This is a genomic window from Streptomyces sp. NPDC001606 (genome assembly GCF_053596835.1).
In genome coordinates, this window is sequence record NZ_JBSFHC010000031.1 from 33,648 (window position 1) to 51,622 (window position 17,975).

Consider the following 17,975-nt stretch of genomic DNA (forward strand, 5'->3'; position numbering starts at 1 on the left):
CAATAGTCGAAGGACACCACCATGCGCCGCGCGTTGATCGTCGTAGATGTGCAGAACGACTTCTGCGAGGGAGGCAGCCTCGCCGTGGCCGGTGGTACGGACGTGGCCGCCGCCATCACCGAGCTGATCGCCCAGGCGGGCGGCACCGGGTACCGGCACATCGTCGCCACCCGTGACCACCACATCGCCCCCGGCGGCCACTTCGCCGACAACCCCGACTACGTCCACTCCTGGCCGGCGCACTGCGTCGCCGGCACGGAGGGCGTCGGCTTCCACCCGAACTTCGCGCCCGCCGTCGCCTCCGGCGCGGTGGACGCGGTGTTCGACAAGGGGGCCTACTCGGCGGCGTACAGCGGCTTCGAGGGCGCCGACGAGAACGGCACCCCGCTGGCCGAGTGGCTGCGGGCCCGGGAGATCGACGAGGTGGACGTGGTGGGCATCGCCACGGACCACTGCGTGCGGGCCACCGCCCTGGACGCCGCCCGGGAGGGCTTCCGCACCCAGGTCCTGCTGGACCTGACGGCCGGGGTGGCCCCGGCCACCACCGAGCGGGCCCTGGAGGAGATGCGCGAGGCGGGCATCGAGCTGACCGGCAAGCCGGTGGTCAACGCGTAACCACCGGTGCCCGGAGCAGCGCCCTGATCGGGTGCCACAGCTCCCCGGGGTTGACACCGTTGTCGGTCCGCCATATCAGGCCGTCCGGGTGGTGCAGCACCGCCGTGATCTCGTCCGGGGTCGGCGGTGCCGCGTTGCCGCGCAGATAGACCGCGCGCAGCCCCAGGTTGCGGAGCCTGGTCAGGGCCCGCGCCCGGTTGCGGGCGTGCACGAGTACCCGTACGCCGACGGCGCCGTGGGGCAGGTTCAGCGCCACCACGACCATGCCGTTCGGCAGCTTGCAGAAGCCTCCTGCGGCCATCCGGTCACATCCCCGTTTCGGTCGGTGTCAATAAGCGAGTCACAGGACGCACCTAAACACGATCGGCGGCAACCCGCCAGAGGGTTGCCGCCGATACGTTTCTGACCTGCGGAAATACCGCTTACTTGATCGCGGGGCCGACTTCCAGCTCGATCGTCGAGCCGTCCTTGGCCGCCTTGGTGATCACGATCTTGGTGTTGGTGTCAGTGACCTTCACACCCGCGGCCGGGTTCGCCGGGTCGTAGTAGGTGCTGGTGTGGTCGTTGAAGACCCGCACCCCCTTCTGCGACCGGATCGTGGTCGCCTTGCCCGACTGGTGCAGCGTGATCGCGTCCGTCGGCTCCAGGGTGAAGGTGGAGTCGTAGGCCTGGACCCGGTTGCGCATCAGCGTGCCGTCGGACCACCGCAGCGCCTTCGGGTGGGCGTCGACCGGCAGGATCAGACCGGCACCCGGGTGGTCCTTCGCACCCGTGTTGTCGTCGGCCTGCGAGGTGTCCCACTTCCAGATCAGCAGACCGTTCTGGTACGCGTAGTGCTCCACCCAGTCCGGACGGTCGGTGTTGGTGTAACCGAAGTTGTACGGGCCGGTCTTGAGCGTCTTGTCGTACGACGCGTACTGCCGGTTCTCGGCGATGTAGTACTGCTTGTAGTCCTTGGCGAAGGACGCGCCGATGCGGGAGAAGCCGGAGGCGGTCCACGCGGGGTCCGCCGACTCCGCGTTGTCGGAGAACAGCGGGGTGCCGTCGGCCGTCACCGCGATCTCGTCCGCCGCGAAGCCCTTCTGGGCCACCCCGCCGTCGGTCTGGTAGCGGAAGCGGAGGTCGATCTTCTTGCCCGCGTAGGCGTCCAGGGAGTACGACAGCTTGCGGTAGCCGTCGACCGTGCCGGTCAGGGCCGGCTTGCCGGAGCCGTCGCGCGGGATGGCCTGGCCGTTCACCGTGCCGTCCAGGGCGGTCCAGTTGGCGCCGCCGTCGGTGGACACCTCGGTGTAGAGGTAGTCGTAGCCGTTCTCGATGTCGTACCAGCCGTCGAGGGTGAGTGCGGCCGAGGCCTTGCCGGTGAGGTCGACGGAACGGGTCAGCGTGTTCTTCAGGTTGTCACCGCTGCCGCTCCACCACTGGGCCGAGCCCTGCGCGGGGGTGACGATCTGGGTCGTGACCTCCTTGTCGGGCAGGGAGACCACCACCGCCTGGCGGTACTTGGTGTTGTACTCGGACAGGCCCAGCTTGTGCCAGGAGGAGACGCCCGCCTTGGCGGTGTCGTAGTTCAGCCAGCCCAGCTGGAGCTTGTCCCAGGCGTTCAGGTCGCCGGGCAGGTCGCCGATGGACTCCTTGCCGGTGCCGAGCCAGGAGCCGGAGGACATCAGCGTCCAGAAGCCGGTGGAGTTGTCGCCGCCGTTGGTGTCGTACTCGTCCGGCAGGCCGAGGTCGTGGCCGTACTCGTGGGCGAAGACGCCGAGGCCGCCGTTCTCCGGCTGGATGGTGTAGTCGCCGACCCAGACCCCGGTGTCGCCGACCTGCGCGCCGCCCAGCTTGTTGTTGGCGGGGCCGGTGGCGCCGGCGTCGGTGCCGAAGGCGTACCAGCGGTGGGCCCAGATCGCGTCGGTGCCCTGGGCGCCGCCGCCCGCGGACTCGTCCTCGCCCGCGTGCACGATCTGGAAGTGGTCGACATAGCCGTCGGGCTCGTTGAAGTCGCCGTCGTTGTCGTAGTCGTAGCGGTCCCACTGGTCGTACTGGGCCAGGTCCGCCTTGATGTCGGCGTCGCTGCGGCCCGCGGCCTTCTGCTGGGCCACCCACGCGTTCAGGCCGTCCTTGACGACGTTCCACACGCTCGGGCAGTTGGTGGAGCCGCAGGCGTTGTTGCCGTAACGGGCCTCGTTGTAGGGCACCTTGACCCAGTCGGAGACCTCGCCGTCGACCGAGTAGCGGCCCGAGGACTGCTTCTCGTAGTACTTCTTCAGCGACTCGGTCTTCTTGCCGGTGCCGAAGTAGAGGTCCTGGTAGTGCTTCCGGTTGTAGTCGCTCTGCCAGGCCGTGGAGTTGTCCTTGGTGCGGTCCGGCGCGGCGATCCGGTTGTGCAGCGGACCGGCGCTGCCGCCGTACTTGGGGTCGGTCTGGTCCCCGAACTCCACCAGGATGGTGAAGATCTTGTCGGTCTTCTCACGGCTGAGTTCGACGTACTTGCCGTCGCCCTTGGCGCTCTTGAGCTTGACGACCTTGGAGCCGTGCCGCTCCTGGGCCTTGGCCTTGCCCGCTATGAGCTGGTTCAGCGCCTCCTGGCGCTGGGCCTTCTGGGTCTTGCTGAGCGGCCCGTCGAGGTCGTGGGCGCGCTGCTTCACCGGGGCCGGGTCGTGCCGGCTGGTGGCGGCGGACCGGGTCTGGGTGCTGGCCTCCGCGACGGCGAAGGTGGCGAACGTGGCGGAGGCCGCCGCGAGCGTCACCCCGATCGCGGCAGCTCTGAACGTCCAGGATCTGCTGGTCACTTGAGTTCCTCCCCCGCGCCGCGCACACGGACAGGGGGGTTCCCGGGTCATGGAGAGGATCCGTGCGCGCATGACAAGCGCGTGTTCAAGTGACGTAATTTGACTTGAGGTTTAGCAGAAAAGACAGATCTTGACTTGGCCAGTGTGCGTGCACTATGCGAAGTTGACCTTGGCTTTACAGCGACCGTGCTTCTTGTGCGCCCCCCGTGCACCGGTACCGTGGGTTAGGTCACGCTTACCGGGCGTCCCGCTCGGGCATGCACGCCAGGAGACACGCACCCAGAACGTCCGCAGGCCCCCGCAGACTTCGGCCGGTTACCGCCGACCACCGCCGACTTCCGAGGACACGATTGCCATGCCTCGTCCGACCGCCGCACAGCTCGTCTACGGTTCGTGCACCGTGATCTTCTCGACGCTCGCCATGCTGCTGCTGTCCCAGACGAGTTCGGCACTCGGCATCGTCGTCATCGCGCTCGCGGCGCTCGCGCTCGGGCTGCTGGTGGCCATGACGGTGCCGCTGCCGAAGCCGCGCACGGCCGCCGCCCCGGCCCGGGCGGCCGAGGCGGAGCGGGTGACCACGTCCCTGTGAGACCCCGGCGGCGCCACGGCCGGGCGGCGCCTCAGTCGGTGCTGACCACCACCGTCTTGGCCGCCTTGTCGTGCAGGCCCTGCTTGTACGGCTTGTCGAAGTAGCTCCAGCCGCCCGCGATCGCGGTCCAGAAGCAGAAGCAGCAGAAGGCGAACGGCAGCCAGAGGACCAGGGCACGGATCAGCGCGGTCTGCACCGAGGGCGTGGCGCCGTTGTCCAGGTTGGCCACCCGCATGTTGAGCCACTGCTTGCCGAGGGTCTGGCCCGACTTGCTGATCATGAAGGTGTCGTAGGCGACATAGAGGACGACCGCGACGAAGGACTGCGCGAGGGATCGCCCGGCCTCGATGTGCGTGCCGTTCACGTCGTACTCGCGCACGCCGAACGCCCAGGTGAGCAGCCAGACGACGACGCCGACGAGGAGCATGTCGATGATCCGCGCGAGCGTCCGCTTGCCGCTGTCGGCGAGCGGGGGCATCCCGGCCAGCGGGTCGGTGGGATAACCGCCGCCGCCGTGCGGGCCGTAGGGGCCACCACCGCCGGGCCCGGAGGGACCGCCGCCGTACGGACCACCGCCGGAGGGGCCCTGGCCGCCGCCGGAGGGACCCTGGGGGCCGCCCCCGTAGGGACCTTGCGGGCCGCCGCCGTACGGGGCGTCGTACGGCGAGCTGGGCCCCTGGTCCGACGGGGGCCGCTTCCTGAACGGGTCGTCCTCGGGGGGCTGCTCTCCGGAGCCGTGGGGCGGTTCGCTGCTCATGGCCCGAGTGGAACCCGAACGCCCCGGCTCCGCATCCGGCGCGCGGCCGTACGGAGTAGTCGTCAGCCCGCGACGAAGGTGTGCGCCGCCTTGTCGTGCCAGCACTGGTGCCAGGGCCGGTCGAACAGGCACCACAGCACGCCGACGATGCCGACGCCGAGCAGCCCGGGCACGCTGTAGACCAGCCAGCGGCGCAGCGCCGGGCCGAAGGTGGGCGGCTCGTGCGCCTCGATGTCCCGCACCTCCAGGCCGCACAGCTTCTTGCCGAGGGTACGGCCCCACTTGACGGTGGGCAGCACCTCGTAGACCACGCCGAAGAGGAGCAGGACGGCGAGGACGACGCCGAGGCCGGTGGCGGTCGTGCCGTCGAGCAGCCAGACGGTGACGGTGTGGCCCGACTGCTCGGCCGCGTCGACCTTCTGCCGGATGTGGTCGGCCGCCTGGATGCCGAACGGGACCGCCGCGGCGGCGGTGACGGCGGCGGTGACCAGGGTGTCGATCAGCCGGGCGGCGAACCGCTTGCCGAGCCCCGCGGGACGGGCGGCGGCCTGGCGGCGCGCGGCCGCCTGGAACACGTCCTCCACCGGAGGCTTCCACGGCGCCACGGGCTGCTCGTCCGCCCCGCCGGCCAGCTGGTGCACCTGCTGGGCCCAGGAGGCCTGACCGCCGCCCGGGCCACTGGTGAGGGGGTTCCCGGCGGGAGCGCCGAGGGGAGCGCCCTGAGCACCGAGCGGGGAGGCGGCCTGGTAGGGACCGGGCTGCTGCGGGTGCGGTTGCTGCGGCAGGGGGGCGGCCGGGGCGGACTGCGGTCCTTGGGCCGCCTGCGGCGACTGGGCCGGTGTCGGCTGTGCCGCCTGTCCCGGCTGCTGCTCCGTGGCGGCGCGGGCGGCGGCCTGGCCCGCGGCGAAGCCGGAACCGGCGGGCCCGCCCGCGACATACGGGCCGCTCGCCGCGCCCACGGCACCCGGCATCCCCACCGGGCCCTGCGCTCCGAAGCCGGGCGCGCCGGACGCCCCGGAGGGGGAGCCCGTACGGGGGTCCGGCGCCCCCTGCTGGTCCTTCTCCCGCACCGGCCGGAACGTCATCGTGCCCTTGTCCGGCTGGGCCGGGCCGGGGATCGGACGACGGAAGACGAAGGTGCCCGGGTCGGGGGCGTCGTTCTCGGCGGGCGGGACGGTCGTGGTGCCCTCGGTGGAGGGGGCCGAGGAGGCGGGCTGGGCCGGGGTGTCCGCCGGCACGCGCGGGTCGGTGCCCCAGGGCGCGGCGGCCTGCGGCTGCGGGTCCTCGTCGAAGAAGTGCGGGCCCGTCTCCTCCACGGCCGGGGTCGCCGCCGGGCTTGCGGGCGGGGTCGCCGGGCGGACGCCGGGGGGTGGGATGAGCGGCTCGCCGTCCTTCGGCGCGGGGCGGCTGGTGCCGGGGACCCAGGAGGCACCGTTCCAGTACCGGACGTAGCCGGGGATGGACGGGTCCGGGTAGTAGCCCTCGCGGGGCCGGTCGTCGCCTGGGGCCGGGGTTGGGGCGCTCATGTCCGTCGTCCCGTATCTGCTCGGGGGTGGGATGGGGGGATCCACATCTATCAGACCGGGGCATGCCACAGCGCCAGTCCTGCCGGACCCCATCCTTTCCGGGCAACGCCGCATCCGTTCCCGGCGCCCGGCGAAAAAATTCTCCGAACCCGCGTAATGCGCCGCCCCCCGCCCCCTCTCCCCTGCCGTGGGCCCGTACCGAGCGGCCCCGGCGAGAAAGGAACACGTCATGCATCACACGGTGGTGGAGCGGGAGCTGGAGCTGCGGCTCATCCTGTCGCCCGAGCACAGCGTCCCGGTCCCGGCCCGGCTCGGCTACCGCTCCGACGACCCGTACGCCGTCCACATCGCCTTCCACATCAACTCCGAGCAGCCGGTGCACTGGACGTTCGCCCGGGACCTGCTGGTGGAGGGGGTGTTCCGGCCGTGCGGGCACGGGGACGTGCGGGTGTGGCCGACGAAGACCGAGGGGCGCAGTGTCGTCCTGATGGCGCTGAGTTCGCCCGACGGGGACGCGCTGCTGGAGGCGCCGGTCCCGCAGGTGTCGGCCTGGCTGGAGCGGACGCTGCGGGCGGTGCCGCCGGGGACGGAGGGCGGGCAGCTGGGCATCGACGACGCGCTCGACCAGCTGCTCGCCCGGTGAGGGCCGGACGGCCCCGGTCAGAACAGCTTGCCCGGGTTGAGGATGCCCAGCGGGTCGAAGACCTGCTTGACCGCCCGCTGCATCTCCAGGCCCACCGGGCCGATCTCCCGGGCCAGCCACTCCTTCTTCAGCACCCCGACGCCGTGCTCGCCGGTGATGGTGCCGCCCAGCTCCAGGCCGAGCGCCATGATCTCGTCGAAGGACTCGCGGGCCCGCCGGGACTCCTCGGGGTCCGCGGCGTCGAAGCAGACGGTGGGGTGGGTGTTGCCGTCCCCGGCGTGGGCGCAGACCCCGATGGTGAGCCGGTACTTCTCGGCGATCCGCTCGACCCCGTCGAGCATCTCCCCGAGCCGGGAGCGCGGCACGCACACGTCGTCGATCATCGTGGTGCCCTTGACCGCCTCCAGCGCGGTCAGCGACAGCCGGCGGGCCTTCAGGAGGAGTTCGGACTCGGCGGCGTCCTCCGCCGGGACCACCTCGGTGGCGCCGGCGGCCCGGCACAGGGCGCCGACGGCGGCGAGGTCGGCGGCCGGGTCGGGGGTGTCGAAGGCGGCCAGGAGCAGGGCCTCGGTGGTCTCCGGGAGGCCCATACGGGCGAGGTCGTTGACGGCCTTGACGGTCGTACGGTCCATCAGTTCGAGGAGGGAGGGCAGATGACCGCCCTCCATGATCCGGCAGACCGCGTCGCAGGCGGCGGCCGCGGAGCCGAACTCGGCGGCGAGGACGAGCTGCGGTCGCGGCTTCGGCTTGAGCGCCAGCACGGCCCGTACGACGATGCCGAGCGAGCCCTCGGAGCCGACGAAGAGCCGGGTGAGGTCGTACCCGGCGACGCCCTTCGCGGTGCGACGGCCGGTGGACAGCAGCCGGCCGTCGGCGAGGACGACGTCCAGGCCGAGGACGTACTCGGCGGTCACCCCGTACTTGACGCAGCACAGGCCGCCGGAGCCGGTGCCGATGTTGCCGCCGATGGTGCACATCTCCCAGCTGGAGGGGTCCGGCGGGTAGGACAGGCCGTGTTCCTCGACCGCGTGCGAGAGGGTGGCGTTGACGACGCCCGGTTCGACGACGGCGATCCGGTCGACCGGGCTGATCTCCAGGATGCGGTCCATCCGGGTGAGGGACAGCACGATGCAGCCGTCGGTGGCGTTGGCGGCGCCGGACAGGCCGGAGCGGGCGCCCTGCGGGACGACGGGGACGCGCAGCTCGGTGGCGGTGCGCATGACGTGCTGGACCTGTTCGACGGTGCGCGGCAGCACGACCACGGCGGGGGCGCCCGCCGGGCAGAAGCTCGCCATGTCGTGGGCGTAGGAGGCGGTGACGTCGGGGTCGGTGAGGACGGCCTCGGCGGGCAGCCCGGCCAGGAGCCGGTCGGTGAGGTTACCGGTTCGCACAGTGTCTTCGGTGCGGCTCATGATCACAGGGTCGCACCCGCGGCCATCGGTGTGAACCCGGCCGCCCCGCCCCGGGGCCACCCGGGTGTGCTCGTCGTACTGACGCACAGTGAGCGCCATGGACTACCGACTGGGCACGTCCGCGACGGCCGGGCCGCCGGTGCCGCGCAGGCGCCGGCGGGTGCTGCGGCGGGTGCTGGTCGCCGCGCTGGGCGGCGGGGTGGCGGCGGGCGCGGTGCTGATGCTGGTGCCCGCCCCGCAGCCGCACCGGAAGGCGGCGGGACCGCCCGCGCCGGGGCCGCAGGCACAGGCACAGGCACAGGCACAGGTTCTGACGGCGGTGACCGCCGGGGTGCCGGCGGCGCTGCCGCAGCTGACGGCGCTGATCGGCGAGCAGGAGCGGCGGGTGCGGGAGCGGCCCCGGGACGCGCGGGCGTGGGCGGTGCTGGGGTCGGCGTATGTGGAGCGGGGGCGGCGGGCGGCGGACCCGGCGGACTTCCCGCGGGCCGAGCGGGCGCTCCGGGCCTCGCTGCGGGTGCGCGGGCGGCACACCACCGAGGCGCTGGACGGGCTGACCGCGCTGGCGGACGCGCGCCGCGACTTCCCGGCGGCGAAACGGTACGGCGAGCAGGCGCTGAAGGCGGCGCCGAAGCGCTGGCAGTCGTATCCGCCGCTGATCGACGCCTACACCGGGCTCGGTGACTACAAGGCGGCCCGCGCGAGCCTGGACAAGCTGCTGGCGCTGCACACCGGCGCGGCCGAGCGGCCGGCGGTGATGGCGCGGGCCGCGGCGGTGTACCGGGACCGGGGCTGGCGCGAGGACGCGGTGGCGCAGCTGACGGACGCGGCGGCGGCCGCCGGCACCCCGGCCGAGCAGGCCGCGTATCTCACCGGGCTGGGGCAGCTGGCGTGGGAGCGCGGGGATCTGCCGGACGCGCTGCGGCACTTCGAGGCGGCCGTACGGCTGGACCCGGAGCAGCGGGCGGCGGCGGCCGGGCGCGGCCGGGTGCTGGCCGCGCAGGGCCGGACGAGCGCGGCGGTCGGCGCCTACCGGCAGGCGCTGGGCACGGCCGCGGACCCGGCTGACGTGGTCGAGCTGGGCGAGCTGTACGAGTCGCTGGGCCGGGACCGGGAGGCCGGCGCGCAGTACGACCGGCTGAAGGCGCTGGTACGGCGGCGGACGGCGGCCGGGGTGGACGAGGAGCTGCTGATCGGGCGGTTCGAGGCGGACCACGGGGACGCGCTGGACGCGGTGCGGCGGCTGCGGGCGGAGTGGCGGCGCCAGCCGGGCATCGAGGTGGCCGACGCGCTCGGCTGGGCGCTGCACCGGGCCGGCGAGGACCAGGAGGCCCTCGGCTACGCGGTCCTGGCGACGGACACGGCGAAGGGCGGCGGGGTGCGCAGCGCGCTGTACGCCTTCCACCGGGGCATGGTCGAGCGGGAGCTGGACCTGTACGCCCCGGCCCGCCGCCATCTGGCGGAGGCGCTGCGGATCAACCCGTACTTCTCGCCGCTCGCGGTGCCGGCGGCGCGGGCGGCGCTGCGGGAGCTGGGCGACGTCCCGGAGGAGCCGCCGCCCAGCTGAACCCGACAGTGCGGCTACAGGTTGCCGCGCTTGGCCTGCTCGCGCTCGATCGCCTCGAACAGGGCCTTGAAGTTGCCCTTGCCGAAGCCCATGGAGCCGTGCCGCTCGATGAGTTCGAAGAACACCGTCGGACGGTCCTGGACCGGCTTGGTGAAGATCTGGAGCAGATAGCCGTCCTCGTCGCGGTCGGCGAGGATCTTCAGCTCGCGCAGGGTCTCGATCGGCACCCGGGTGTCGCCGACCCACTCGCCGAGGGTGTCGTAGTAGGAGTCCGGGGTGTTGAGGAACTGCACGCCGGCCGCGCGCATGGCCCGTACCGTCGCGACGATGTCGTTGGTGTTCAGCGCGATGTGCTGGACGCCGGCGCCGCCGTAGAACTCCAGGTACTCGTCGATCTGGGACTTCTTCTTGGCGATCGCGGGCTCGTTGATCGGGAACTTCACCTTCAGGGTGCCGTCCGCGACGACCTTCGACATCAGCGCGCTGTACTCGGTGGCGATGTCGTCGCCCACGAACTCCTTCATGTTCGTGAAGCCCATGACCTTGTTGTAGAAGCCGACCCACTCGTTCATCCGGCCCAGCTCGACATTGCCGACGCAGTGGTCGATGGCCTGGAAGGTGCGCCGGGCGGGCGGCTCGACGATCGGCGAGGCGGCGACGTAGCCGGGCAGGTAGGGGCCGTCGTAACCGGTCCGTTCGACCAGGGTGTGGCGGGTCTCGCCGTAGGTGGCGATGGCCGCGAGGACGACGGTGCCGTGCTCGTCCTTCAGCTCGTACGGCTCGGTGACGCTGCGCGCGCCGTGCTCCAGGGCGTACTCGTAGGCGGCGCGGGCGTCCGGCACCTCGATGGCCAGGTCGATGACGCCGTCGCCGTGCTCCGCCACATGCCGTTCGAGGAAGTGGCCCCAGGGGCTGCTCGCCTTGATCACGGAGGTGAGGACGAAGCGGGCGGAGCCGTTCTCGAGCACGTAACTGGCGGTCTCGCGGCTGCCGTTCTCCGGTCCGGAGTAGGCGACCAGCTGCATGCCGAAGGCGGTGGAGTAGTAGTGCGCCGCCTGCTTGGCGTTGCCCACGGCGAAGACGACCGCGTCCATTCCCTTGACCGGGAAGGGGTCGGCCTGCCGTGCGGTGTCGGGAGTGTGGTGTGTGGTCTGCGTCATGGCGGAAGGGTGACTCCGCTCTGCAAGGTGCGCAATAGTTCGCGTTATCGCTGGGCAATCTGACCAGCGCTACGGCCGTCTCGGCGGTCTTTCTGTACAGGATGACCATCTCAGGGGTGCTCATGGCGATCGATCATCTGGACGGCCGGATCATCGTGCTGCTGGCCCGGGAGCCGCGCATCGGAGTGCTGGAGATGTCCCGGCGGCTCGGGGTCGCGCGGGGGACCGTGCAGGCCCGGCTGGACCGGCTTCAGTCGAACGGAGTCATCCGCGGGTTCGGCCCGCAGGTGGACCCGGCGGCCCTCGGCTACCCGGTCACCGCGTTCGCCACGCTCCAGATCCGGCAGGGCCAAGGGGCCGATGTCCGGGCGCACTTGGCGACCGTGCCGGAGGTGCTGGAGCTGCTGACCACGACCGGCAGCGGGGACATGCTGTGCCGGCTGGTGGCCCGCTCCAACGCCGATCTTCAACGGGTGATCGACCGGGTTGTCGGTTTTGATGGCATCGTCCGGGCCTCCACGGCGATCGTCATGGAGAACCCCGTTCCGCTGCGGATCATCCCGCTGGTGGAGCAGGCGTCCCGGGACGCGGCAGAGACGTGACGGCACCCCTCGGGAGGTGAGCGCGGGTGACCTTCTGGGAGTATCTGGCCGACCGGCACGAGCAGCTGCTCACCGACGCCTTCCAGCACGCCAGCGCGGTCTTCCAGTGCATGGTCCTGGCGACCCTCCTCGGAGTGCTGCTCGCGGTCGTCACCTACCGCAGCGACTGGGCGGGCAGCCTCGCCACCACCGCCACCGCGACGATCCTCACCGTCCCCTCCCTCGCCATGATCGGTCTGCTGGTCCCGGTCGTCGGCCTGGGCGTGCCGCCCACCGTGATCGCACTGACCCTGTACGGGCTGCTGCCGGTCGTGCGGAACGCGATCGTGGGGCTGCGCGGGGTGGATCCCGCGCTGGTGGACGCGGCGCGGGGCATCGGGATGTCCCGGCCGATGCGGCTGGTGCGGGTGGAGCTGCCGCTGGCCTGGCCGCCCATCCTGACCGGCATCCGGGTCGCCACGCAGATGCTGATGGGCATCGCCGCGATCGCCGCGTACGCCTCCGGGCCGGGCCTCGGCAACGAGATCTTCCGCGGACTGGCCTCCCTGGGCAGCCGGAACGCGCTGAACCAGGTGCTCGCGGGCACCCTCGGGATCATCGTCCTCGCGCTCCTCTTCGACGCCGTCTACGTCCTGATCGGACGGCTGACCATTCCGAGGGGGATCCGTGGCTGAGCCGGCGTCCTCCGTCGCGGGAGCCACCATCGAGCTGGAGAACCTGTCCAAGCGGTACCCGGGCAGCGAGCAGCCGGCCGTGGACAACGTGAGCATGGAGATCAAGGCGGGCGAGACGGTGGTCTTCGTCGGCCCGTCCGGCTGCGGGAAGTCCACCACCCTCAAGATGATCAACCGGCTGATCGAGCCGACCGGCGGCCGGATCCGGATCGGCGGCGAGGACGTCACCGGCATCGACCCGGTACGGCTGCGCCGCAAGGTCGGGTACGCCATCCAGTCCTCGGGCCTGTTCCCGCATCTGACCGTCGCCCAGAACATCGCCCTGGTGCCCCGGATGACCGGCTGGCCCAAACCCCGGATCCGGGCGCGGGTGGAGGAGATGCTCGACCTCGTCGGGCTGGACCCGGGCGAGTTCCACGGCCGCTATCCGCGCCAGCTCTCCGGCGGCCAGCAGCAGCGGGTCGGCGTGGCCCGGGCGCTCGCCGCCGACCCCCCGGTGCTGCTGATGGACGAGCCGTTCGGCGCGGTCGACCCGATCACCCGCGACCATCTCCAGGACGAGCTGATCCGGCTCCAGCACGAGCTGCACAAGACGATCGTGTTCGTCACCCACGACTTCGACGAGGCGATCAAGCTGGGTGACCGGATCGCCGTCCTGCGCGAACGCTCCCGGATCGCCCAGTTCGACACCCCGGAGGCGATCCTCACCAACCCGGCCGACGACTTCGTCTCCGGGTTCGTCGGCGCGGGCGCCGCCCTGAAGCGGCTGAACCTGACCCGGGTGCGGGACGTGGAGATGCGGGAGTACCCGACGGTGACGGTGGACACTCCGCTCCAGCAGATCTTCGGGTCGCTGCGCGCCGGCGGCACCAACGAGATCCTGCTGCTCGACCCGCGCGGCCGGCCGTACAAGTGGCTGCGGCGCGGCGATCTGATGCGGGCCCGCGGCTCGCTGGCCCGCGCAGGCACGCTGGTGCACGACACGGTGACCCGGGACGCGACCCTGCGGGACGCGCTGGAGGCGGTGCTGACCGACAACGCGGGCCGGGTCGCGGTGACCGGGCGGCGCGGCGAGTACATCGGCGTGGTCGACATGGAGACGCTCATGAACTCGGTGCACGAACTGCTAGAGGCCGACCGGCTGGAGGCCATGGAGGCACAGGCCGGGCTGGAGGAGGCCCGCGCCCAGCAGACCCACTTCGACCAGGAGGGGCACGGGCCGGCGGAGGAGCGGGCGTGAGCGCCGGCCTGCGGCCCGAGGACGGGCACGAAGCCGAGGCGCTTGCGCTCCGCGGGGCGGAACAGGGCGAGGCGGGACCGGGTGAGGCGGAGCAGCGGGCCCCGTCGCCGCCCCCGCGGCCGCGGCCGCCCGCCCGCCGGCTGACCTGGCAGCGGCTCACGGTCCTGCCCGCCTTCCTGACCGCCGTGCTCCTCGCCACCTGGCTGTGGTTCCGGCAGGCGGACCTGGACACGATCTCGCGGAACGCGCTGTCCGGCGGCCAGGTCTCCAAGGCGCTCTGGCAGCACATCGAACTGACGGTGATCTCCACTTTCTTCGTGCTGGTCATCGCGATCCCGCTGGGCGTGCTGCTCACCCGGCGGCCGCTGCGCCGGGCCACCCCGGTGGCCCTGGCCCTCGCCAACACCGGCCAGGCGACCCCGGCGATCGGTCTGCTCGCGCTGCTGGTGATCTGGCTGGGGACGGGCATGAAGGCGGCCCTCATCGGCATCGTCGTCTACGCGATCCTGCCGGTCCTCGCCAACACCATCGCCGGCCTGAAGGCCAACGACCCGACCCTGCTGGAGGCGGCCCGCGGCATCGGCATGTCCCCGCTCGGCGTGCTGACCCGGGTGGAACTCCCCCTCGCCGTCCCGCTGATCCTCGCGGGCGTCCGTACGGCCCTGGTCCTGAACGTCGGTACGGCGACCCTGGCGGCCTTCGGCGGAGGCGGCGGCCTGGGCGTGCTGATCACCACCGGCATCACCAACCAGCGCATGCCGGTGCTGGTGCTGGGCTCGGTCCTCACCGTGGCGCTGGCGCTGCTGGTGGACTGGCTGGCCGCGCTGGCAGAGGTGATGCTGCGGCCGCGGGGGCTGGAGGCGGGCACATGAGCCGCCGTACGACGGCTCTGCTGGCCGCGCTGCTCCTCGTACCGGCGGCCGGGGGCTGCGGGCTGACCAGCGGCTCCCCGATGACGGACGACGTGCGGCCGGGCACGGTCGGCGCGGGCCGGCCGCTGGCCGGCGCCCGGCTCACCGTCACCTCCAAGTCCTTCACCGAGAACCTGATCCTGGGCGCGGTGATGGGGATCGCCTTCCGGGCGGCCGGGGCGGACGTGCTGGACCGGACCGGGATCCAGGGGTCGTTCGGGCCGCGGGAGGCGGTGCGGAACGGGGACGCGGACGCCATGTACGAGTACACGGGCACCGCCTGGATCACCTACCAGGGCAACGCCGAGCCGATCTCCGATCCGCGGCGGCAGTGGGAGGCGGTGCGTGCGGCCGATCTGCGCAACGGGCTGACCTGGCTGCCGCCGTCCCGGCTGGACAACACCTACGCGCTCGCCATGAACCGGGCGAACTTCCGGAAGTACGGCACCCGGACCCTGTCGGCCGTGGCGGACCTGGCGGCGAAGCGGCCGGACGCGGTGACCCTGTGCGTGGAGGGCGAGTTCGCCAACCGCGCGGACGGGCTGCCCGGCATGGAGAAGGCGTACGGCATGGCCGTGCCCGCGCGGAACGTCACCCAGATGGACACCGGGATCATCTACACCCAGGTGCGCAAGGGGAGTTGCGCGTACGGGGAGGTCTTCACCACCGACGGGCGGATCAGCTCCATGAACCTCGCGGTGATGGAGGACGACCGTACGTTCTTCCCCCACTACAACGCGGCCCCCGAGATCAACTCCGCAACCCTGAAGAAGTGGCCGGCCATCGCGCAGATCCTGGCCCCCATCACCGCCAGGCTGGACAACACGGTGGCCCGCACCCTGAACGCCCAGGTGGACGTCTCGGGCCAGGACCCGCACCAGGTGGCGCTGAACTGGATGCGGGAGGAGGGGTTCGTGAAGTAAGGGGCGCCGGGCGGGAGTTGCCGCGGGCCGATGCAAAAAGCCTGATGCAAAGAACCCGATGCAAAGAAGACGTTGCAAAGGAGTCTTTGCATAGCTATCTTTGTACGCATGACGGAGCACGACGACCGCAAGCACCGCCGGCTGGACGCCCGTTCGCTGCGCGGGCTCGCCCATCCGCTGCGGATCCAGCTGCTGGACACCCTGCGCCACCACGGCCCCGCCACGGCCTCCCGACTGGCCGAGCGGCTGGGCGAGTCCAGCGGCGCCACCAGCTACCACCTGCGTCAGCTGGCCGCCCACGGCTTCGTCGAGGACGCCCCCGAGCACGGCAAGGGCCGGGAGCGCTGGTGGCGGGCGGTGGACCAGGGACTCGTCTTCGACACCGAGGACTTCGAGGACGCCGGCCCCGAAGTCCGGGGAATGGCCGAGATGTTCCTCCAGGAGATCGCGAGCCGGCACACCCGCGAGCTGTCCACCTGGCTCGGCTCACGGGACAGCTGGGGGGACGCCTGGGCGCGCGGCGCCGACATGAGCGACATGACGCTGCGGCTCACCCCCGAGCTGGCCGCCGAGCTGACCCGGAAGCTGCACGCCCTGATCGACGACTACCGGGACCGCCTCACGGACCCGGACGCCCCCGGAGCCGAGCACGTACGGATCCACACGCACCTGTTCCCCATCGACACCGACTGAGAGGTTCAGCCATGCACACCCAGATCCGGCTCGCCCAGCAGCACACCGCCGGCCTGCGGGAACAGGCCACCGCCCACCGGCTCGCCACCGAGGCCCGGCCCGCTGTCGAACTGCGCACCCGGGTCGGCTGGACCCTGGTCGAACTCGGTCTGCGGCTGGCCGCGCAGCAGCCGGCGGCGGCGGTGCCCGCTTAGCAGCTCGGGAGCGGGCCCTTGCCCTTTTCCAGGGCCACCAGGGAGTCGACCGCGCTCTTCAGCGTGGTGACCGGGATCAGCCGGAGGCCCTTCGGCAGCTCGGCGCGGGCGTCGGAGCACTCCGCCTTCGGCACCAGGAAGACGGTGGCCCCGTCCCGCCGGGCGGCCTGTGTCTTCAGGGCCACCCCGCCGACCGCGCCGACCCTGCCGTCGGCGTCGATGGTGCCGGTACCGGCGATGTTCCGGCCGCCCGTGAGATCGCCGCCGCTGCCGTCGCCGTCCAGCTTGTCGATGATCCCCAGGGTGAACAGCAGGCCCGCGCTCGGCCCGCCCACGTCGGCGAGTTTCAGCGTGACCTTGACCTTGTCGGGGCTCAGCCCGAGGTACTTCAGCGCCGCCTGGGTCGCCGCGTCCTGGGACTGCTTCATCTGCGCCGCGTTGTGCTGCTCGATCTCCTTGACGTTCTGACCGCTCGGGTAGACCGCGTCATGGGGCATCACGGCCCGGTCGGTGCGGAACCAGTTGCCGAGGACGTCACCGAGGGAGACCCGGGTGTCCGGCCCGGTCGCCTCGATGGTGACCATCCGCAGCTGGCCGCTGGTCTTCCGGGCCGGCGTCCCCGAGACGGTGATCACCGGGGTGCCCTGGTTCTCGCCGAGCACGTTCGCCGTCATCCCGGGCTGCGCCACCGAGAACGGCAGCGGCGCGAACACCGCCGTGGCGATCAGGGCCACGACGGGTACGGCGCAGACGGCGACGGCCTGGGAACGCGTGAGACGTGAGAGCACGGGATCAATCTACGTGACACCCCGGCCGGAGCCGGGGGCAGCGGCTCAGCGCAGCGCCTCGGCGACCTCGCGGGCCGCTTCCATCACCCGCTGCCCCACCTTCTCCGGGACGGTGTCCGCCAGCATCACCACGCCCACACTGCCCTCGACGCCGGTGACGCCGACGAGCGGCGCGGCGGCCCCGCTGGCGCCGGTCTCCAGCTCACCGTGGGTCAGCGTGTAGCCCGGGCCCTCGGGCGGCGACTGCCGTGCGGACAGGATCGCCCGGCCCGCGGCACCCCGGTCCAGCGGATGCCGGAACCCGGCCCGGTAGGCCACGTGGTAGTCGGTCCAGGTCGGCTCCACGACCGCCACGGCCAGCGCCTCGGCGCCGTCCACCAGCGTCAGGTGTGCCGTCGCACCGATGTCCTCCGCCAGCGAGCGCAGGGCGGGCAGCGCGGCCTCGCGCACCAGCGGATGCACCTGGCGGCCCAGCCGCAGCACCCCCAGCCCGACCCGGGCTCGCCCGCCCAGGTCGCGCCGGATGAGAGCGTGCTGCTCCAGGGTGGCGAGCAACCGGTACACGACGGTCCGGTTCACGCCCAGTTTGTTGGACAACTCGGTGACGGTCAGCCCGTGGTCCGTATCGGCCAGCAGTTTGAGGACGCGCAGTCCCCGGTCGAGCGTCTGAGAGGTCTCCGCGGTCACGACGCCCACTCCTTTGGTGGTGAGGCCGGCGACCCCCGAGCGGTCGATGCGTCACCGAGTCCCGTCGGCGACGCGCTTCAGAGGCCGCCGATCGGCAGGACGGCCCGGCGGCTCCGGACCAAGTCGCTTCACGGCTGCGCTCCGCGGCGGCGCTGCCACGGGGCGTGTGCGTAGCGGGACAGTAGCGAAGGCAGTTCGCTCAGCGGAAGTGTTC

At 72.0% G+C, this 17,975-nt stretch carries 19 protein-coding genes; 11 read left to right on the forward strand and 8 right to left on the reverse strand.

What is annotated here, in order from left to right; translation table 11 throughout:
* Window positions 1-21: 21 nt before the first annotated feature.
* A complete protein-coding gene (locus ACWCV9_RS35745; RefSeq protein WP_385843621.1) occupies window positions 22-615 on the forward strand; it encodes a nicotinamidase in 594 nt (197 codons plus the stop codon).
* On the opposite strand, the gene ACWCV9_RS35750 is transcribed toward ACWCV9_RS35745, so the two are convergent.
* Both ACWCV9_RS35750 and ACWCV9_RS35755 read right to left on the reverse strand, forming a co-directional pair.
* Complete coding sequence (locus ACWCV9_RS35750) at window positions 605-916, reverse strand: hypothetical protein (RefSeq protein WP_385843619.1); 312 nt, start codon at window positions 914-916, stop codon at window positions 605-607. The two genes, ACWCV9_RS35745 and ACWCV9_RS35750, sit on opposite strands and share 11 nt — an antisense overlap.
* A gap of 121 nt (window positions 917-1,037) precedes the next feature.
* Window positions 1,038-3,398: an immune inhibitor A domain-containing protein gene (locus tag ACWCV9_RS35755; RefSeq protein WP_450792952.1), complete on the reverse strand. Its 2,361-nt coding sequence runs from the start codon at window positions 3,396-3,398 to the stop codon at window positions 1,038-1,040.
* Window positions 3,399-3,753: 355 nt separating this feature from the next.
* Here ACWCV9_RS35755 and ACWCV9_RS35760 point away from each other — a divergent pair, with 355 nt between their 5' ends.
* Complete coding sequence (locus ACWCV9_RS35760) at window positions 3,754-3,987, forward strand: hypothetical protein (RefSeq protein ID WP_450792954.1); 234 nt, start codon at window positions 3,754-3,756, stop codon at window positions 3,985-3,987.
* 31 nt (window positions 3,988-4,018) lie between these two features.
* Here ACWCV9_RS35760 and ACWCV9_RS35765 read toward each other — a convergent pair whose 3' ends face one another.
* Together ACWCV9_RS35765 and ACWCV9_RS35770 are read right to left on the reverse strand one after the other, a co-directional pair.
* Entirely contained in the window at window positions 4,019-4,744 is a 726-nt protein-coding gene (locus ACWCV9_RS35765; RefSeq protein WP_450792955.1) for an RDD family protein, read from the reverse strand.
* 62 nt (window positions 4,745-4,806) lie between these two features.
* On the reverse strand, window positions 4,807-6,270 hold the full coding sequence (locus tag ACWCV9_RS35770; RefSeq protein ID WP_450792957.1) for an RDD family protein: 1,464 nt from the start codon (window positions 6,268-6,270) through the stop codon (window positions 4,807-4,809).
* Window positions 6,271-6,499: 229 nt separating this feature from the next.
* Between ACWCV9_RS35770 and ACWCV9_RS35775 the strand changes: the two genes are divergently transcribed.
* Window positions 6,500-6,913, forward strand: coding sequence for an SsgA family sporulation/cell division regulator (locus tag ACWCV9_RS35775; protein WP_450792959.1), 414 nt, complete (start codon window positions 6,500-6,502; stop codon window positions 6,911-6,913).
* A gap of 17 nt (window positions 6,914-6,930) precedes the next feature.
* On the opposite strand, the gene ACWCV9_RS35780 is transcribed toward ACWCV9_RS35775, so the two are convergent.
* Window positions 6,931-8,325 carry an FAD-binding oxidoreductase gene (locus ACWCV9_RS35780; protein WP_385843611.1) on the reverse strand — a complete coding sequence of 465 codons (1,395 nt, stop codon included), beginning with the start codon at window positions 8,323-8,325 and terminating at the stop codon, window positions 6,931-6,933.
* 97 nt (window positions 8,326-8,422) lie between these two features.
* Between ACWCV9_RS35780 and ACWCV9_RS35785 the strand changes: the two genes are divergently transcribed.
* Window positions 8,423-9,889, forward strand: coding sequence for a tetratricopeptide repeat protein (locus ACWCV9_RS35785; RefSeq protein ID WP_450792961.1), 1,467 nt, complete (start codon window positions 8,423-8,425; stop codon window positions 9,887-9,889).
* A 14-nt stretch (window positions 9,890-9,903) separates the two neighbouring features.
* On the opposite strand, the gene hppD is transcribed toward ACWCV9_RS35785, so the two are convergent.
* Window positions 9,904-11,049: a 4-hydroxyphenylpyruvate dioxygenase gene (hppD, locus tag ACWCV9_RS35790; protein WP_450792963.1), complete on the reverse strand. Its 1,146-nt coding sequence runs from the start codon at window positions 11,047-11,049 to the stop codon at window positions 9,904-9,906.
* A gap of 122 nt (window positions 11,050-11,171) precedes the next feature.
* On the opposite strand from hppD, the gene ACWCV9_RS35795 reads away from it, so the two are divergent.
* From ACWCV9_RS35795 to ACWCV9_RS35825, 7 genes are all read left to right on the forward strand, one after another.
* On the forward strand, window positions 11,172-11,651 hold the full coding sequence (locus ACWCV9_RS35795) for an Lrp/AsnC family transcriptional regulator (protein WP_385843849.1): 480 nt from the start codon (window positions 11,172-11,174) through the stop codon (window positions 11,649-11,651).
* A gap of 26 nt (window positions 11,652-11,677) precedes the next feature.
* Window positions 11,678-12,325: an ABC transporter permease gene (locus tag ACWCV9_RS35800; protein ID WP_450792966.1), complete on the forward strand. Its 648-nt coding sequence runs from the start codon at window positions 11,678-11,680 to the stop codon at window positions 12,323-12,325.
* Window positions 12,318-13,565, forward strand: coding sequence for a betaine/proline/choline family ABC transporter ATP-binding protein (locus ACWCV9_RS35805; protein WP_450792967.1), 1,248 nt, complete (start codon window positions 12,318-12,320; stop codon window positions 13,563-13,565). Before ACWCV9_RS35800 ends, ACWCV9_RS35805 begins: the two co-directional genes overlap by 8 nt.
* On the forward strand, window positions 13,562-14,437 hold the full coding sequence (locus ACWCV9_RS35810; protein WP_450792969.1) for an ABC transporter permease: 876 nt from the start codon (window positions 13,562-13,564) through the stop codon (window positions 14,435-14,437). The genes ACWCV9_RS35805 and ACWCV9_RS35810 overlap by 4 nt, the downstream gene beginning before the upstream one ends.
* A complete protein-coding gene (locus ACWCV9_RS35815) occupies window positions 14,434-15,399 on the forward strand; it encodes a glycine betaine ABC transporter substrate-binding protein (RefSeq protein ID WP_450792971.1) in 966 nt (321 codons plus the stop codon). Before ACWCV9_RS35810 ends, ACWCV9_RS35815 begins: the two co-directional genes overlap by 4 nt.
* Window positions 15,400-15,507: 108 nt before the next feature.
* The gene (locus ACWCV9_RS35820; RefSeq protein ID WP_450792973.1) at window positions 15,508-16,092 is read left to right on the forward strand and encodes an ArsR/SmtB family transcription factor; all 585 of its coding nucleotides are present in this window, start codon (window positions 15,508-15,510) and stop codon (window positions 16,090-16,092) included.
* 11 nt (window positions 16,093-16,103) lie between these two features.
* On the forward strand, window positions 16,104-16,286 hold the full coding sequence (locus ACWCV9_RS35825) for a hypothetical protein (RefSeq protein ID WP_450792975.1): 183 nt from the start codon (window positions 16,104-16,106) through the stop codon (window positions 16,284-16,286).
* Here ACWCV9_RS35825 and ACWCV9_RS35830 read toward each other — a convergent pair.
* Both ACWCV9_RS35830 and ACWCV9_RS35835 read right to left on the reverse strand, forming a co-directional pair.
* Window positions 16,283-17,074 carry a S16 family serine protease gene (locus ACWCV9_RS35830; RefSeq protein ID WP_450792977.1) on the reverse strand — a complete coding sequence of 264 codons (792 nt, stop codon included), beginning with the start codon at window positions 17,072-17,074 and terminating at the stop codon, window positions 16,283-16,285. The genes ACWCV9_RS35825 and ACWCV9_RS35830 overlap by 4 nt on opposite strands.
* Window positions 17,075-17,119: 45 nt before the next feature.
* On the reverse strand, window positions 17,120-17,761 hold the full coding sequence (locus tag ACWCV9_RS35835) for an IclR family transcriptional regulator (RefSeq protein WP_385843595.1): 642 nt from the start codon (window positions 17,759-17,761) through the stop codon (window positions 17,120-17,122).
* Window positions 17,762-17,975 lie beyond the last annotated feature (214 nt).

Excerpts from the sequence above, each read along its gene's own strand:
- ACWCV9_RS35795 (WP_385843849.1), top strand. The coding sequence starts at position 11,172 with ATGGCGATCGATCATCTGGACGGCCGGATCATCGTGCTGCTGGCCCGG.
- ACWCV9_RS35760 (WP_450792954.1), top strand. The coding sequence starts at position 3,754 with ATGCCTCGTCCGACCGCCGCACAGCTCGTCTACGGTTCGTGCACCGTG.
- ACWCV9_RS35820 (WP_450792973.1), top strand. The coding sequence starts at position 15,508 with ATGACGGAGCACGACGACCGCAAGCACCGCCGGCTGGACGCCCGTTCG.
- ACWCV9_RS35825 (WP_450792975.1), top strand. The coding sequence starts at position 16,104 with ATGCACACCCAGATCCGGCTCGCCCAGCAGCACACCGCCGGCCTGCGG.
- ACWCV9_RS35815 (WP_450792971.1), top strand. The coding sequence starts at position 14,434 with ATGAGCCGCCGTACGACGGCTCTGCTGGCCGCGCTGCTCCTCGTACCG.
- ACWCV9_RS35785 (WP_450792961.1), top strand. The coding sequence starts at position 8,423 with ATGGACTACCGACTGGGCACGTCCGCGACGGCCGGGCCGCCGGTGCCG.
- ACWCV9_RS35745 (WP_385843621.1), top strand. The coding sequence starts at position 22 with ATGCGCCGCGCGTTGATCGTCGTAGATGTGCAGAACGACTTCTGCGAG.
- hppD (WP_450792963.1), bottom strand. The coding sequence starts at position 11,049 with ATGACGCAGACCACACACCACACTCCCGACACCGCACGGCAGGCCGAC.
- ACWCV9_RS35750 (WP_385843619.1), bottom strand. The coding sequence starts at position 916 with ATGGCCGCAGGAGGCTTCTGCAAGCTGCCGAACGGCATGGTCGTGGTG.
- ACWCV9_RS35770 (WP_450792957.1), bottom strand. The coding sequence starts at position 6,270 with ATGAGCGCCCCAACCCCGGCCCCAGGCGACGACCGGCCCCGCGAGGGC.
- ACWCV9_RS35775 (WP_450792959.1), top strand. The coding sequence starts at position 6,500 with ATGCATCACACGGTGGTGGAGCGGGAGCTGGAGCTGCGGCTCATCCTG.
- ACWCV9_RS35765 (WP_450792955.1), bottom strand. The coding sequence starts at position 4,744 with ATGAGCAGCGAACCGCCCCACGGCTCCGGAGAGCAGCCCCCCGAGGAC.
- ACWCV9_RS35780 (WP_385843611.1), bottom strand. The coding sequence starts at position 8,325 with ATGAGCCGCACCGAAGACACTGTGCGAACCGGTAACCTCACCGACCGG.